The 13,817-nt window shown below is 68.8% G+C and carries 13 protein-coding genes; 7 read left to right on the top strand and 6 right to left on the bottom strand.

All coding sequences use genetic code 11. From position 1 onward, the window contains the following. Positions 1 to 164: 164 nt before the first annotated feature. Together minD and NO978_RS16855 are read left to right on the top strand one after the other, a co-directional pair. Positions 165 to 1,103 (top strand): cell division ATPase MinD, encoded by a 939-nt coding sequence (gene minD / locus NO978_RS16850; protein WP_257300725.1) that lies wholly within the window; start codon positions 165 to 167, stop codon positions 1,101 to 1,103. Positions 1,104 to 1,156: 53 nt separating this feature from the next. After that, complete coding sequence (locus NO978_RS16855; RefSeq protein WP_257300726.1) at positions 1,157 to 1,288, top strand: hypothetical protein; 132 nt, start codon at positions 1,157 to 1,159, stop codon at positions 1,286 to 1,288. A gap of 1 nt (position 1,289) precedes the next feature. Here the strand turns inward: NO978_RS16855 and argS are convergent, their stop codons facing one another. After that, positions 1,290 to 3,044 carry an arginine--tRNA ligase gene (gene argS, locus NO978_RS16860; RefSeq protein WP_257300727.1) on the bottom strand — a complete coding sequence of 585 codons (1,755 nt, stop codon included), beginning with the start codon at positions 3,042 to 3,044 and terminating at the stop codon, positions 1,290 to 1,292. Positions 3,045 to 3,091: 47 nt separating this feature from the next. Next, positions 3,092 to 3,313: a hypothetical protein gene (locus tag NO978_RS16865; protein ID WP_257300728.1), complete on the bottom strand. Its 222-nt coding sequence runs from the start codon at positions 3,311 to 3,313 to the stop codon at positions 3,092 to 3,094. Positions 3,314 to 3,510: 197 nt separating this feature from the next. Here NO978_RS16865 and twy1 point away from each other — a divergent pair, with 197 nt between their 5' ends. Continuing rightward, on the top strand, positions 3,511 to 4,488 hold the full coding sequence (gene twy1 / locus NO978_RS16870; protein ID WP_257300729.1) for a 4-demethylwyosine synthase TYW1: 978 nt from the start codon (positions 3,511 to 3,513) through the stop codon (positions 4,486 to 4,488). On the opposite strand, the gene NO978_RS16875 is transcribed toward twy1, so the two are convergent. Beyond that, the gene (locus tag NO978_RS16875) at positions 4,482 to 6,974 is read right to left on the bottom strand and encodes a PAS domain S-box protein (RefSeq protein ID WP_257300730.1); all 2,493 of its coding nucleotides are present in this window, start codon (positions 6,972 to 6,974) and stop codon (positions 4,482 to 4,484) included. The genes twy1 and NO978_RS16875 overlap by 7 nt on opposite strands. A gap of 549 nt (positions 6,975 to 7,523) precedes the next feature. On the opposite strand from NO978_RS16875, the gene NO978_RS16880 reads away from it, so the two are divergent. From NO978_RS16880 to NO978_RS16895, 4 genes are read left to right on the top strand one after another with little or no spacing between them, the layout of a single operon-like run. Continuing rightward, the gene (locus NO978_RS16880; protein ID WP_257300731.1) at positions 7,524 to 8,228 is read left to right on the top strand and encodes a CTP-dependent riboflavin kinase; all 705 of its coding nucleotides are present in this window, start codon (positions 7,524 to 7,526) and stop codon (positions 8,226 to 8,228) included. Between the two features lies 1 nt (position 8,229). Next, positions 8,230 to 8,928 (top strand): 3,4-dihydroxy-2-butanone-4-phosphate synthase, encoded by a 699-nt coding sequence (gene ribB, locus NO978_RS16885; RefSeq protein WP_257300732.1) that lies wholly within the window; start codon positions 8,230 to 8,232, stop codon positions 8,926 to 8,928. A gap of 38 nt (positions 8,929 to 8,966) precedes the next feature. Continuing rightward, on the top strand, positions 8,967 to 9,365 hold the full coding sequence (locus NO978_RS16890) for a hypothetical protein (protein WP_257300733.1): 399 nt from the start codon (positions 8,967 to 8,969) through the stop codon (positions 9,363 to 9,365). A gap of 40 nt (positions 9,366 to 9,405) precedes the next feature. Further along, complete coding sequence (locus tag NO978_RS16895; protein WP_257300734.1) at positions 9,406 to 9,765, top strand: helix-turn-helix domain-containing protein; 360 nt, start codon at positions 9,406 to 9,408, stop codon at positions 9,763 to 9,765. Positions 9,766 to 9,798: 33 nt separating this feature from the next. On the opposite strand, the gene NO978_RS16900 is transcribed toward NO978_RS16895, so the two are convergent. Genes NO978_RS16900 through NO978_RS16910 form a run of 3 tightly spaced genes read right to left on the bottom strand, consistent with a single transcriptional unit; the run spans position 9,799 to position 13,808 of the window. Next, positions 9,799 to 10,821 (bottom strand): ABC transporter ATP-binding protein, encoded by a 1,023-nt coding sequence (locus tag NO978_RS16900; protein WP_257300735.1) that lies wholly within the window; start codon positions 10,819 to 10,821, stop codon positions 9,799 to 9,801. Further along, positions 10,814 to 12,700: an iron ABC transporter permease gene (locus tag NO978_RS16905; RefSeq protein WP_257300736.1), complete on the bottom strand. Its 1,887-nt coding sequence runs from the start codon at positions 12,698 to 12,700 to the stop codon at positions 10,814 to 10,816. Before NO978_RS16905 ends, NO978_RS16900 begins: the two co-directional genes overlap by 8 nt. Before the next feature lie 25 nt (positions 12,701 to 12,725). Then, positions 12,726 to 13,808, bottom strand: coding sequence for a thiamine ABC transporter substrate binding subunit (locus NO978_RS16910; protein WP_257300737.1), 1,083 nt, complete (start codon positions 13,806 to 13,808; stop codon positions 12,726 to 12,728). Positions 13,809 to 13,817: the final 9 nt, after the last annotated feature.

Below are 13,817 nucleotides of genomic sequence, written 5' to 3' on the forward strand. Positions count from 1 at the left end.
TGCTGGCGACGTGGCGCCAGCAGGGACGCAATCCATACGAAGAGCTTCGTCGAGTCGTCAGCAGCAATGATATGATCTCACGGGCTCACGCTGTGCCGGCTGTCGAGACCTCGGGGTAAACACATACCATGTTTTATTAGCCGTCCGCGACTCTGTTCAGACACATGAACACGCAGGAGACGGTGTACGCCATCGCCAGCGGGAAAGGCGGCGTGGGGAAGACCACGACGACGGTGAATCTGGGCACCGCCCTCGCGGGAGCAGGCAACCGCGTCGTGATCGTCGACGTCGACCTGGGCATGGCGAACCTGGCCGGATTCGTGAGTCTCTCGCCCGAGGACACGACGCTCCACCAGGTCCTCGCTGGCGAGGCCGACGTGACGGAGGCAACGTACGAGCTCGCCGACGGGATCTGGGCGGTCCCGAGCGGTCTCGGGCTCGACAGCTACGCGTCGGTCAAGACGGAGAACCTCCGCGAGGTCGTGGCGGAGCTCCGCGACCAGTTCGACTACGTGCTCCTCGACGTCGGCGCAGGTGTCAGCCACGAGACGGTGCTCCCGCTGGGGCTGGCGGACGCCGTCGTGCTGGTCTCGACGCCCGAGCCGGCATCGGTGCAGGACGCACGGAAGACCTGCGACCTGGCCGACCGGGCCGGTGGGAGCATCGCCGGGGTCGTCCTCACCCGAACGCACCCATCGAGCGATATCGACCACGAAGGCATCGCGGAGAAGCTCGACCTCCCTCTCCTGGCGACCATCCCAGAGGACCCCACCGTGCGCGAGAGCGTCTACGCGGGGACGCCGCTGGTCGTCCACGACCCCAAGAGTCCCGCCTCCCGGGCGTACCGCTACCTCGCGGCTCGGCTCGTCGGCGAGGCGGACCCCGAGGACAGGCCGACGTTCGAGGGGTCGCCAGCGTCTTCCACCCCGTCCGAGTCACAGCCACCCCAGAGCGATGCTGACGATGGCGATGCCGAGCAGGACGGCGCCAGCGCCGCGAGCGAGGACGACGTCTCCGCGGCCATCTCCGAAATCGACGCGGACTCCGAGACGGACGGTGGCCAGCCACGTATCGACATCCCGGACGCCGAGTCGGACTCGTAGACCGACGGCGGCGACTGGAAACCGTTATGGGTCGCCACGTCGGAGTGTCGAACATGGCAAACGACGATAACTCGGTTCCGCTCTCCTGGATACTGCTGTTCGTCGCACTGGCACTGGGCGCCGGCGTCGCTGCGGTCATCTTCGCCGGCGGAAGTCTGATGGCATGGACCGCGCCACCCTTCTAACTCACATCGAGCGCGGTGCGGCCACGCCCAGGGTCGAGAGCGCGTTCGCCATCGTATGCCGGGCCGCTGCGACCAGCGCGACGCGCGCGTCGCGGACGGCCTTGTCCTCCGCACTGAGAACCTGGCACTCCCGGTAGAAGGCGTTGAACGTCTCCGCGAACTCGCGGGTGTAGGTCGCGACGGTGTGGGGCTCGAGGTCGGCCGCGGCCTCGTCGATGACGCCGGGGAACCGCGCGATGACACGGAGCAGGTCGCGTGACTCCTCGCGTTCGAGGACGCCGGCGTCGACCGCCTCCGGCACGGAGTCGACCTCGTCGAGGATGCCACAGCAGCGCGCGTGGACGTACTGGACGTACGGCGCGGACTGGGCCTCGAAGTCGAGTGCCTGGTCCCACTCGAACGTGATGGCCTTCGTCGGCTGCTTGGAGACGATGTCGTAGCGAACGGCACCGATGCCGACCTGGTGGGCGATGCGCTCGATGTCCTCCTCGGTGAGGTCGTCGTCGCGGATGCGTTCCTCCATGCGCTCCTCGACCTCGTCACGGGCGCGGTCGGTGGCCTCGTCGAGCAGGTCGTCGAGGTCGACGCCGGTTCCCGCGCGGGTTGACATCCCGAGCCCGCCGGGGAGGTTGACCCACGAGAAGATGACGTTCTCCAGCTGGTCGACGTCGTTGCCGAGCAGGGAGAGTGCCTGCTGGAGCTGGTCGGCCTGGAGCTTGTGGTCCTCGCCGAGGACGGTGACTGCGCGGTCGTAGTTCTCGAACTTCCACTCGTGGTGGGCGAGGTCGCGCGTCGTGTAGAGACTGGTGCCGTCCGAGCGCAGGAACACCATCTGCTTGTCGATGCCGTACTCGCCCAGGTCGAGCTGCCAGGCGTCCTCCTCGTAGACCGCCTCGTCGAGCTCCTTGAGCCGGTCGACCAGGTCGTCGGTGGAGCCGTCGAACATGAACTGCGACTCCTTGACGAACTCGTCGAACTCGGCGGGGAGACGTGCGAGGCACTCCTGCATCCCTGAGAGCACCTGGTCGACGACCTCGCTGACGCGTTCGAAGGTGTCCCGGTCGCCCGCTTCGAGGCCCTGCATGATGCCCTGTATCTCGGCCTCGGCTGCCTCTACCTCCTCGTCGGGGCCGTCTTCGAGGAACGCGTTGCCCTTGCGGTAGTAGCGTACGAGGTCGTACTCGATGCGGTCGCGTTCGGGCTCCGAGTCGAGGTCCGCTTCGTCGAACGTCTCGTAGGCCCACGTGAACACGGCCATCTGGCGGCCGGCGTCGTTGACGTAGTAGTGACGCTCGACGTCGTAGCCGGCGAAGTCGAGCACGTTCGCGACGGCGTCGCCGACGATGGGGTTGCGGGCGCGCCCGACGTGGACAGGCCCCGTCGGGTTCGCGGAGGTGTGCTCGACGACGACCGACTCGTCGCGGTCGGGGAGGTGGCCGTACTCCTCGTCCTGTGCGGCCGACAGCGTCGCGTCGAAGTACGCCTCGCTCGGGAGGAAGTTGACGTAGGGGCCCTGCGTGGTGACCGCGCCGACGTACTCGTACGTGTCGGGGTCGATCTCGTCGGCGATGTCGGCGGCCACCTTCGGCGGCGGTGCGCCGACCTCGCCGGCCAGCCGGAAGGCGACGCTCGACGCCAGCACGGCGTCGACGTCTTCCGGCGGCTCTTCGATGCCGAGGTCGTCTGTCGGGAGGTCGAGCGCGTCGAGGGCGTCCTCGATGGCGGCCGCGACCTCCTCGCGGACGGCGATGAACATACCGGCACGTACCGCTGGCGACTGTAAAGGGGTTTCTGAATGCGATATCAGGTCTCGGCCGTGACGGCGACGGCCTCACCGGGGTCGTCGTCGCGGGTCAGCAGCCAGAGCAGGATGGCCAGCCCCTCGAGTCGCGCGGCCGTGTACACCCAGCGTCGGAGTTCCACGTCGTCCGATGTCGCCGCGAGTCGCATCCAGAAGTCGACGACTCGACGGGGTGCGAGCAGTTCCGCCAGCCCGACGAGGGCCAAGAACGTGCGGAGGAACATACGGTACTGTACACCACGGTTGGGCAAGTAGCTATCCCTCGGGCCAGTCCGCAGTGCCGGTCCGTAGTACCGAACCCGCCTCGGAACCGGACAGCTGCGGCGGCGAGGACGGCGCGTCCGGGGACCGGCTGGACGCCGGGCACGGCCGGGAGCCGGAGGAACGGATTCTTTAGGACTGGACCTCGTCCGAACAGCCAATGAGCGAGTCCGACGGCCCGAAACAGGTTGGCGACCCCGACTACCACAGCGTCAACCACACCGCGGCCCAGACCTGCGGCTGGACGAAGAACGCGTTGACGGGCGATGGAAAGTGCTACAAGTACGCCTTCTACGGCATCGAATCTCACCGCTGCATGCAGATGACGCCGGTCGTCAAGTGCAACGAGCGCTGCGTGTTCTGCTGGCGCGACCACGCGGGGCATGCCTACGAGCTGGGCGACGTGGAGTGGGACGACCCGGCGGCGGTCGCCGACGCCACGCTCGAGCTCCAGCGCGAGCTGCTCGCGGGGTACGGTGGGAACGACGAGGTCCCGAGAGAGGTGTTCGAGCAGGCGATGGAGCCGCGACACGTCGCCATCAGTCTGGACGGCGAGCCCACCCTCTATCCGTATCTGCCCGAACTCATCGACGAGTTCCACGCACGCGACATCACGACCTTCCTCGTCTCGAACGGCACCGCCCCCGAGATGCTGGCGCGCTGTGACCCGACCCAGCTCTACGTCTCCGTCGACGCGCCGGACAGACACACGTTCGACAACGTGGTCAAGGCCGTCGAGGACGACGCCTGGGAGCGCCTCGTCGACACGATGGACGTGCTCGCCGAGAAGGACGAGACCCGCACGGTACTGCGGACGACGCTGGTGAACGGCGAGAACATGCGGGACCCCGACTGGTACGCCGCGTTCTACCGGCGCGCCAAGCCGGACTTCGTGGAGCTGAAGGCGTACATGCACGTCGGGCACTCGCGTGGCCGGCTCGACCGGTCGGCGATGCCCGACCACGAGGACGTGCTCGCGTTCGCCGAGGACGTCGCCGCCCACATGCCCGAGCACGACGAGATAAAGGACGTGCCGAGCTCCCGGGTCGCACTGCTGGCTCGCGACGCGGACACCTGGGTGCCGAAGCTGCGGAAGGACAGCGAGTTCTGGGCACAGGACCCGCTCGTCGACTACTGAGCACGGAGCCGCAGCACGACGACACTGCCCCGTTCCCGCGTCTCGAACCCGAGGCTCCCGCCGAAGCTCTCGACGATCCAGTTGATCGCCCAGAGCCCCAGGCCGCTGCCGTGCTGGAGCTGGGTGATGTCGCGGTCGCCGGTGATGAGGGCGCGCTCCTGCTCCGGGATGCCCGGGCCGTCGTCAGCGACGCGGATCTCGACGGCCGTCTCGGTCGTCTCGACGCACACCTCGACGGAGGGCTGCTCGTTGTCGTTGTGGTCGACCGCGTTCTCGATCGCGTTCGACAGCGCGAACACGAGGCGGCGGTCGGCGACCGCGGTCGCCGAGTCGGGTGCTGACACCGTGAGGTCGGCGTGGGGGAACCGTTTCCGTGCCGTGGTCACGGCGTCGTCGACGTACCGTGTCACGTCGGTCGCGCCGAGTCGATCGTTGTCGCGGTCGAGCGCACGCTCGACCCGACGGGCGGTGTCGCTGAGGTCGGCCACCTGGTTCGCCTCCCGCCTGATGGCGTCGAGCAGGACCGGGTCGTCGTCGTAGCGCCGCTGCAGCTGCTCGGCGTAGCCCTCGATGAGGTTCATCTCGGTCCGGAGGTTGTGTCGGAGGACGGTGTGGAGCACCGCCAGTCGACTCTCTCGTTCCTTGCGGTCGCTGATGTCGGTGTAGATACAGAACCCGCGACGGTTCGTGCCCGACCCGAAGCTGACTCCGCGGAAGAGGAAGTGGCCGAGGCCCGTACTGGTCAGGCGCTCGACCTCCTTCGTCTGGGCGTCGCCGTCGAGGACGGCACCGTCGATGCGCTTCGCTTGCTCGTGGTACTCCTCCGGGACGATGAGGTCGTTGACCGACTCGCCGATCGCGTGGCTGGCGCTGATACCGAATGTCCGCTCGAACGCCGGGTTGACGCTCTCGACGATGGGCTCGTCCCCGTCGAATGTGAACTCGACGAGTGCGTCCGGAATGTGGTCGAACAGGTACCGGAATCGCTCGTTCTCGATTGCGAGGCGCTGCTGTGCCTCCTGCAGCGTGCTCACGTCCCGGACGACCGCGGCGGTGCCCGGTGGGCCGCCGTTCCGGCTCGGAAGCAGCGAGATGTCGACCTCGACCGGACGGCGTCCACCGTCGCTGGTCTTGAGCCGCGTCTGGATGGTTCGTGACCGCCCCTCGCCCTGTCGGAGCTCCGTGACGACCTCCTGCGTGCGTTCGAGTGTCGACTCGTCCACGACAGCCAGGGGTGACCGTCCGATCAGATCGTCCCGTTCGTAGCCGGTGAACTCCGCGAACGGCTCGCTGACGTAGACGAACTGCTCGTCGGGCGAGAGGACGTACAGCATGTCCTCGACCGACTCGATGACGCGCTCGAACAGTTCGAGTCGTTCGCGGCGCGCGGTCCGTTCGAGTGCGGTCGTCGCGTTCGCCGCCAGCAGTTCGGCGGTCTGTCGTTCGACCGTGCCGAACGGTTCGCCCGGCGCGACGCCGGCGGAGAGCGTCCCGTGCTCCCCGAGTGGCAGGTACAGCACTGACTCCACCCCATCGATGCGGACGGCGTCCCGGTACGTGGCCTCGCCGGACTCGAACACGGTCCCTGGACCGCCCTCCCCGACCGGGTAGTTCGGTCGGTCACCCAGGGTCTCGGAAAGCGTGACGGTGCCGGCGACTGGCACGAGTTCGTCGCCGTCCGCGTCGTGAAATCGGACGACCGAGAGGTCCAGCGCGAGCAGATCCTCGCTCGCGGCCACAAGCTGTGCTGCGATCTCCTCGGGCTGCTCGGCCTGCATCATGTCGTGGGTCGTCCGGAGCAGTCCGGGAAGCATCTCCTCGTACCGTTTGCGCTCCGTGATGTCGTGGAAGAACACGGCGAGCCCGTCGTCCGTCGGGTACGCCCGGTTGGCGGTCCACAGCTCGAGCGGCTCGTAGTACTCCTCGAACGAGACCGGCTCGCCCGTCTCCATGGCGTGTGTGTATTGTCCGTGGTATTCGCGGTCGGCCGACTCCGGGAAGCCGTCCCGGACGTTCTCGCCGATGATCTCGGACGGGCTGGTGTCGAGGAGTTCGGCAGCACGTTCGTTGATGTAGGTGACGTTCCAGTCCGAGTCGAACGAGAGGTACGCCTCGCCGATGCGTTCGAGCACCGACGGCCTGTCGGTCGGCAGCGTGTCGACCACGCCGCTGATTCGCTCGGCCACGTCGTCACCACCGTGGAGGTAGTGGACCGCGCCACGTGCCGCGGCGGCGGAGGCGACCTCGCCGTCCGGCTCTACGGTCCGGTAGAACACGGGACAGCGGGCGTCGATTGCATCGAGGACCGCGAGCCCGTCGCGGCCGTCGTCGAGTGCATGTTCGACGAGGACACAGTCTACGCTACCGTCGAGCTGGTCGTTCGCGGCGGCCGCTGACGACACGGTGTGGATGGTCCAGCGGTCGGGGAGGCTGGGTGGGCGGCCGTCGGGAGGACGCACGTGGAGCAGCGTCGCTATCTCCGACACGATAGTTCGACAGTCGATTGCCTATCACCGACGATAACCCTTCTGGCCTACGCGGGGTGCAGCCTGAGTTCAACCGCGGCGCCGCTCGCATCGTCGGTGAACGTCAGCTCGCCGCGTCGCTCCCTCGACCCCTGTCCACGTCGGCTGGCGTCCCGTGGTCGTCGGCCGTGGTCTCGCCGATGGCGTCCGCGAGTCGGTCGCCGTACGCGTAGGTGTCAGCACCGAGGAGGGTCGTCGTCGGTGTGTGCCGGCACGCACCTGATGGACCGGCTGCCGAGGGAGTGTTCTCGCCGGTCGCTGTCCGCTGGCGTCACCCGGACGATTGGCGATGTCGTCGCTTCGCTCACTTATCGGACAGGAGTGTGGTTTCGAGTTAACCGTTCTGGCCTGTGTCCCGCCGTGACCGACGCGCTTTAGTGATATCGCGACAACTTTCCACGTAGGTCTTGTTTCTGCGCAGTCGTCACGACCTCGTGACGACGCTATAACGAATTTGTTATGCATACCGTATTCGGTATGCTTATGCGGGGCGAGTTCCAAGCGCCACTCATGTCAGAGACAGCGTCGTACACGGTCGGTCACGACGAACTCGCCGTCGCGAAGCTCCTCGCGCTCGACGGCGCCATCGACGGCGAGGTGAAGGTGTCCTGCTCCGGGCTCGCCGGACGGCTCGACGCCTCCACGCAGACCGCCTCCCGACGCCTCCAGCGACTCGAGGACGCCGGCTACATCTCCCGCGAGACCGTCAGCGACGGTCAGTGGGTCCAGCTCACCGACGAGGGCGAGCGCACCCTCCGCGCCGAGTACGAGGATTACCGCCGCGTCTTCGAGGGCGAGACGAGCGTCGAACTCGCCGGCGTCGTCACCAGCGGGATGGGCGAGGGCCGCCACTACATCTCCCTGCCCGGCTACATGCGCCAGTTCGAGGAGAAGCTGGGTTACGAGCCGTTCCTCGGCACGCTCAACGTCGACCTCGACGACGAGAGCGTCCGCCGGCGCACCGCCATGTCCGCCATCGAGCCGGTCCACATCGACGGCTGGGAGGACGACGAGCGCACCTACGGCCCCGCCGTCTGCTACCCTGCCACCGTCGAGACCACCGACGGAGCGACCTACGAGAACGCACACACCATCGCTCCCGAGCGCACCCACCACGACGAGGACCAGCTGGAGGTCATCGCGCCGGACAAGCTCCGCGACGTGCTCGACCTGGGAGAAGAAGCCGATGTGACTGTCCATGTCAGGGAGCAGTGAGATGACCCGGTCACAGCACCACGACGGCGATGTCGACGCCGAGGTACCCGTCGACGCCGACGACGTTGACCGCGCCGTCGCCGCCGTCCGCGCCGGCGAGCCGGTCTGTATCCACGACGCCGCCGACCGCGAGGGCGAGACGGACATCGTCTACCCCGCTCACGGCGTCACCCCGGCGGCGGTCCGTCGGATGCGCAACGACGCCGGGGGCCTCGTCTGCGTCGCCCTGCCCGACGCGGTCGCCGGCGCCTTCGACCTGCCGTTCATGCAGGAGGAGCTGGAGCACCCACTCGCCGCCGACCACGAGCTCGGCTACGACGAGCGCTCGTCGTTCTCCCTGACGGTGAACCACCGCGACACGTTCACCGGCATCCCCGACGACGACCGCGCGCTCACCATCACGAAGCTCGCCGAGGCCGCCGCCGACCCCGACGGTTTCCCGTTCGTCGACGAGTTCCGCGCGCCCGGCCACGTCCACCTGCTCCGGGCCGCCCCCGGCCTGCTCGACCACCGGCTCGGCCATACCGAACTCGGCATCGCGCTCGCCGAGGAAGCCGGCGTCGCCCCCGCCGTCGTCGTCTGCGAGATGCTCGACGACGAGACCGGCGGCGCGCTCGTGCCCGCCGACGCCCGCTCGTACGCCGACCGCGAGGGCATCCCCTACGTCGAAGGGGCCGACCTCGTGGCGCGGCTGGGCTGAGTGACGTCCCGTTCTTCGAAACGCATTCCCGGTGCTGAGTGCCAACCGTAGGCACGGTCCGCCTGCCACTCCGCCCCCTCGCCTGCTGTCTCCGCCTCGTCCTCGCCGGCTGTGGCGCGCCCGCCGCAGACCAGCCAGCCGAGACGACCAGCGAGCGAGTCGGCACCGGCGACGCCTGGGTCACGCGCTGGGACAGCGAGCGCGACGCCGACGAGTTCGAGCGCGCCATCGCCGACCACGTCGCGAACGCGACCGCCGGGAGCGCCACCGACGCCAGCTTCCGCGTCGTCCGGGTCGACGCCACGACGGTCGTGTTGTTCGTCGGCCCCAGGTCGTTCGTCGGCGGCGCGAGCGCCACGCCCACCGACGAGGGTGGCGTCCGCGTCCGCCCCCCGAACGCGACGGTCGACACGCGCGGTGCGGGAGCATCTAGTTAGGCCAAGGTTTAACCCACCACGCGCGAGACCACCTGAGAGTATGGCCAGACAGGGTGACGCGGACGGGGAGCCCTTCCGTGTCCGGCTCGAGTCCGCGGACGAGTTCTACCAGCGCATCGACGGGGGGACCGCCGACGCGCTCAGCGTCCGGAGCGAGGCCGAGCTTGCGCGGCTGTTCGCCCCCGCGAACGTGCGACTCCTCAGGGAGCTCGGGACTGACGAACCGACAACGGTTGCGGACCTCGCGAGCATGCTCGACCGCGACGAGGACGAGGTCGCCGACGCGCTGAACGTGCTCGAGCGGTTCGGGCTGGTCCGGGTCGACCCCGACGAGAACGGGTGCGTCGAGCGGGCGGCAGTGCGGTACGACAGCGTCGAGATCTCGATTCCACTGGAGTGAGCACCGTGCTTGGAGCCGGTTCGTCGAGCCTTCCTACAGCAGTTGCCCGTCGTCGGATGCGAACCCGAGCGTCACCTCGGCACCGCGCTCGGGCACCGCGCTGTCGGTGCGCCAGACGACCGTCCGGTCGTTCCAGTCGCAGTGGACCCGGGTCGCCTCGCCGAGGAACTCGGACTGCTCGACGGTGACGGCGAAGCGATTCTCGGCGGCGTCCCGCCGGAGGTGCTCCGGACGCACGCAGAGGGTGGCGTGGCCGCCGGTGTCCGGACCGGCCGCATCGAGGCCCTCGACGGTGAACGTGGAGCCGTCGACGCGGACGCCGCCGTCGACCCGCTCGCCGTCGAACAGGTTGTTCTCGCCGACGAACGAGGCGACGAACCGGCTCGCCGGCTCGCGGTACACCTCGCGGGGGGTGCCGACCTGTTCGACGCGGCCGTCGTGCATGACGGCGACGCGGTCGGAGACGGCGAGCGCCTCCTCCTGGTCGTGGGTGACGTAGACGGTCGTGATGCCGAGCTCGGTCTGGATGCGTCTCACCTCGCGCCGGAGCTCCTCGCGGAGGCGGGCGTCGAGCGCGCTCATCGGCTCGTCGAGGAGGAGTACGTCGGGTTCGGGGGCGAGCGCGCGGGCGAGCGAGACGCGCTGCTGCTGGCCACCCGACAGCTCGGTCGGGTCGCGGTCGCCGAAGCCTTCGAGGTCGACGAGCGAGAGGAGTTCGGCGACGCGCGCCTCGGGGTCGTCGACGGCGTGGAACCGCAGCCCGTAGCCGACGTTCTCGGCGACGCTCATGTGCGGGAACAGCGCGTAGTTCTGGAAGACGACGCCCACGTCGCGCTCCTCCGGCGGGACGCCGGTCATCTCCCGGCCGGCGAAGCTGAGCTCGCCGGCGTCGGGCGTCTCGAAGCCCGCGATGCTTCGCAGGGTCGTGGTCTTCCCGCAGCCGGAGGGACCGACGAGGGTGAAGAACTCGCCGTCCGCCACGTCGAGGTGGACGTCCGAGAGCGCGACGGCGTCGCCGTAGCTGACGGAGACGCCGTCGAGAGTGAGCTCAGCCACGCTCGACCCTCCCACCGAGGCGGTCGACCACGACGAAGCTGACGGCGGTGACGACGAGCAGTACCGTGCCCATGGCCATCGCGGGCCCGAAGCGACGGCCGAGGTAGCGCTCGACGGCGACGGGCATCGTGTAGGTCACTGTGTCGCCAGCGACGTCGCTCGCCAAAATCACCGTCGAATCGAACTCGCCGATGCTGATGGCGAACGCGAACGCGGCCCCGGCGACGAGGCCGGTCGCGGCCAGCCGGAGTTCGACGTCGAGGAACGCCCGCACCCGGCTCGCGCCGAGGCTCCGTGCGGACTCGACGAGGCGGGGGTCGACGCCGGCGAGCTGTGGCGCGACGTTGCGCACGACGAACGGGTAGGCGGCGACGGCGTGGGCGGCGACGATGGCGACCCCGCCCGCGATGACGAACCGCCAGCCCCCCGGGAGCGAGATGCCGAAGACGAGCCCGCGGAGCAGGCCGATGCCGAACACGATACCCGAGACGGCAAAGGGGAGCATCGTCGCCGTCTCGAGCAGCGAGCGCCAGCGTCCTTCGCCGGTGCTGGCCACGGAGACGACGAGGCCCATCGGGACGGCGACGGCGACCGTCGCGACGCCGAACAGGAGCGAGTTCCGGATGGCCGGCAGGGGCTTGGTCTGGAAGCTCGCACCTGCTGCCTGCCGCTGCACCAGGAACTCGTAGTGTCGGAGCGTGAGGCCGCTGCCGTCGGTGAGCCCCTCCAGCACCATCGCCCCGAGCGGGCCGACGAACAGGACGAACACGACCACCGCGTAGCCCGCGATGGCGAGCCGGCGGGCGTCGAGCGCCCGGACGACACGGCTGCGCGCGAGCCAGGAGGCGGCGGCGTCGCTCGCACGGCCGAACAGCGGCTCGCGTGGTGGCCCCTCGCCGGGGCTCGTGGAGCGCTGGGCCGACTCGTAACGCAGGTAGGCGTACGTCACGCCGAGCGAGATGGCCGTCTCCAGCACGGCGAGCGTCGCGGCCTCCTCGAACGCGAGGACCTCCGTGAGCTGGTAGTACACCCAGACCTCGACCGTCGCCAGTTCGAGACCGCCGATGGCGAGGACGATGGGGAACGTGAGGAAGGTAAAGAGGAACGTCAGGAGCGCACCGGTCGCGATGGCCGGCGTTAGCTGCGGGAGCACCACGTCGCGGAACGCGCGCCGACGGCTCGCACCGAGGCTCCGGGCGGTCTCGACGGCCCGGTAGTCGACGGACTCCCACGCCGCCGTCGCGACCCGGGTGACCAGCGGCGCGTTGTAGAACGCGTGGGCGAGAACCACGACGAACAGCGGGTTCGTCTCGATGAGTCGCTGCGGTCCGAGCCCGACGAGGGCGAGCACGTCGTTCAGCAGGCCGGCCTGCCCGAACGCTGCGTAGAAGCCGCTCGCGACCATGATACCCGGGAGGACGAAGGGGACGATGGTCAGCGAGCGGAGGGTGCGCCGCCCGCGGAACTCGTAGTTCGCGAGGATGTACGCGCCGGGCAGGCCGATGGCGACGCTGGCGAGCGTCGACAGCAGGGCCTGGTAGGCGGTGAACCCGAACAGCCCCTTGCTGAGCGGCGGGGTGTCCACGCCGTCCGGACCGACCGAGACGCCAGCGAACCACGCGAACACGTTGTCGAGGTGGGTACCGACGGCGAACGGCCGGGCGAACAGCTCCGCGAGGACGCCGGTGTAGAACGGGTCCGTGAGGGTGCTCGCGAAGGAGTCAAACGGTCTGGCACCCCCGAACGCCTCTACGAACACCGTTCCGACCGGGAAGTACAGCACGAGCAGGAGGACGACCGCGGTCACGGCGGTGACCGCGACGGCGATGCTGCGGAGTGTGCGGTCCGCGGACAGCCCGGGCCACTCGCGCCGGCTCATTGCTACCCGAACTCGCCCCCTCGAGTTAGTTGCTCGCGATGGTGCGTGCCCACTCGTCAACCCACCCCGAGAGGTTGCCCTCGAGCGCCTCGTAATCGAAGGAGACGGCCTCTGGCGGGCGGTGGGCGTACTGGGCGAACGAGTCGTCGAGGTCGACCTGGTCCTCGGTCACGGCGGGGAACTGGACGTTCCGGACCGCGATCTCGGTCTGGGTCTCGCCGCGGAGCATGAAGTCGAAGAAGTCCGTGGCGAGGTCGACGTTCCCGGAGTCCTCGACGACGGCCATCCCCTCGGGGTTGGCGTAGCCCTGGTCCTCGAGGAAGCCGATCTGGTGCCGATTCATCGGGAGGTCGTCCTCGTTGGCGAACACCTGGTCGGTCGAGTAGGAGACGACCATCGGTCGCTCGGACTCCAGGTACGCGCTGTAGGCGTCCCACCAGCTTCCGAGGATGCGCACGTCGTTCGCCTGGAGGTCGCGCCAGTAGTCGAGGTAACCGTCAGTGCCGAACTCGTTGATGGTCCAGAGGAGGAAGGCCTGCCCCGAGTCCGCGCTCTGGGCGTTCTGTGCGAGGAGCGTGCCCTCGTATGCCGGGCTGGTCAGGTCGTCGAACGTCGCCGGCTCGTCGACCGCGTCCTCGTCGTAGACGAGACTGATGTAGCCGGTGTCGTACGGGAGGACGCGGCTCTTGGGGTCACCGAACTCCAGCTCGGGGCGGAGGTGTTCGGCGTTCGCGACGAAGTCGCGGTCGAGCTCGCGGAACAGCCGCGTGTCGTCGCCGAGCGTGGCGTCGATGGTCACGAGGTCGTCGACGTTCAGTCCGACGTAGACGTCGGCCTCGACCGGCGCGCCCTGTTGCTTCCGCTGGACGTAGTTCGTGACGCCGTTCTCGGGCGTCACGTACTCGACGGTCACGTCGTCGTACTCCGACTCGAAGTTCTCCTTGATCCACGCACCGGGACTGGACGACGGCGAGTCGACGAACGACTCGTACGTCGCGACCGTCAGTGTGCCACTCGGCTCCCCGCCACCACCGCCCTGGGTCAGGCAGCCCGCGAGCGCGAGTGCGCCCGCCGACCCCGCACCACTCAGGAACGCTCTGCGTCTCATTAGCGGGTG

Source organism: Haloarchaeobius sp. FL176, from assembly GCF_024609245.1.
In the GTDB taxonomy this organism is placed as follows: domain Archaea; phylum Halobacteriota; class Halobacteria; order Halobacteriales; family Natrialbaceae; genus Haloarchaeobius.

Bases quoted from the DNA above. Each gene is read 5' to 3' on its own strand.
- minD (WP_257300725.1), top strand. From the start codon at position 165: ATGAACACGCAGGAGACGGTGTACGCCATCGCCAGCGGGAAAGGCGGC.
- NO978_RS16855 (WP_257300726.1), top strand. From the start codon at position 1,157: ATGGCAAACGACGATAACTCGGTTCCGCTCTCCTGGATACTGCTGTTC.
- argS (WP_257300727.1), bottom strand. From the start codon at position 3,044: ATGTTCATCGCCGTCCGCGAGGAGGTCGCGGCCGCCATCGAGGACGCC.
- NO978_RS16865 (WP_257300728.1), bottom strand. From the start codon at position 3,313: ATGTTCCTCCGCACGTTCTTGGCCCTCGTCGGGCTGGCGGAACTGCTC.
- twy1 (WP_257300729.1), top strand. From the start codon at position 3,511: ATGAGCGAGTCCGACGGCCCGAAACAGGTTGGCGACCCCGACTACCAC.
- NO978_RS16880 (WP_257300731.1), top strand. From the start codon at position 7,524: ATGTCAGAGACAGCGTCGTACACGGTCGGTCACGACGAACTCGCCGTC.
- ribB (WP_257300732.1), top strand. From the start codon at position 8,230: ATGACCCGGTCACAGCACCACGACGGCGATGTCGACGCCGAGGTACCC.
- NO978_RS16895 (WP_257300734.1), top strand. From the start codon at position 9,406: ATGGCCAGACAGGGTGACGCGGACGGGGAGCCCTTCCGTGTCCGGCTC.
- NO978_RS16905 (WP_257300736.1), bottom strand. From the start codon at position 12,700: ATGAGCCGGCGCGAGTGGCCCGGGCTGTCCGCGGACCGCACACTCCGC.
- NO978_RS16910 (WP_257300737.1), bottom strand. From the start codon at position 13,808: ATGAGACGCAGAGCGTTCCTGAGTGGTGCGGGGTCGGCGGGCGCACTC.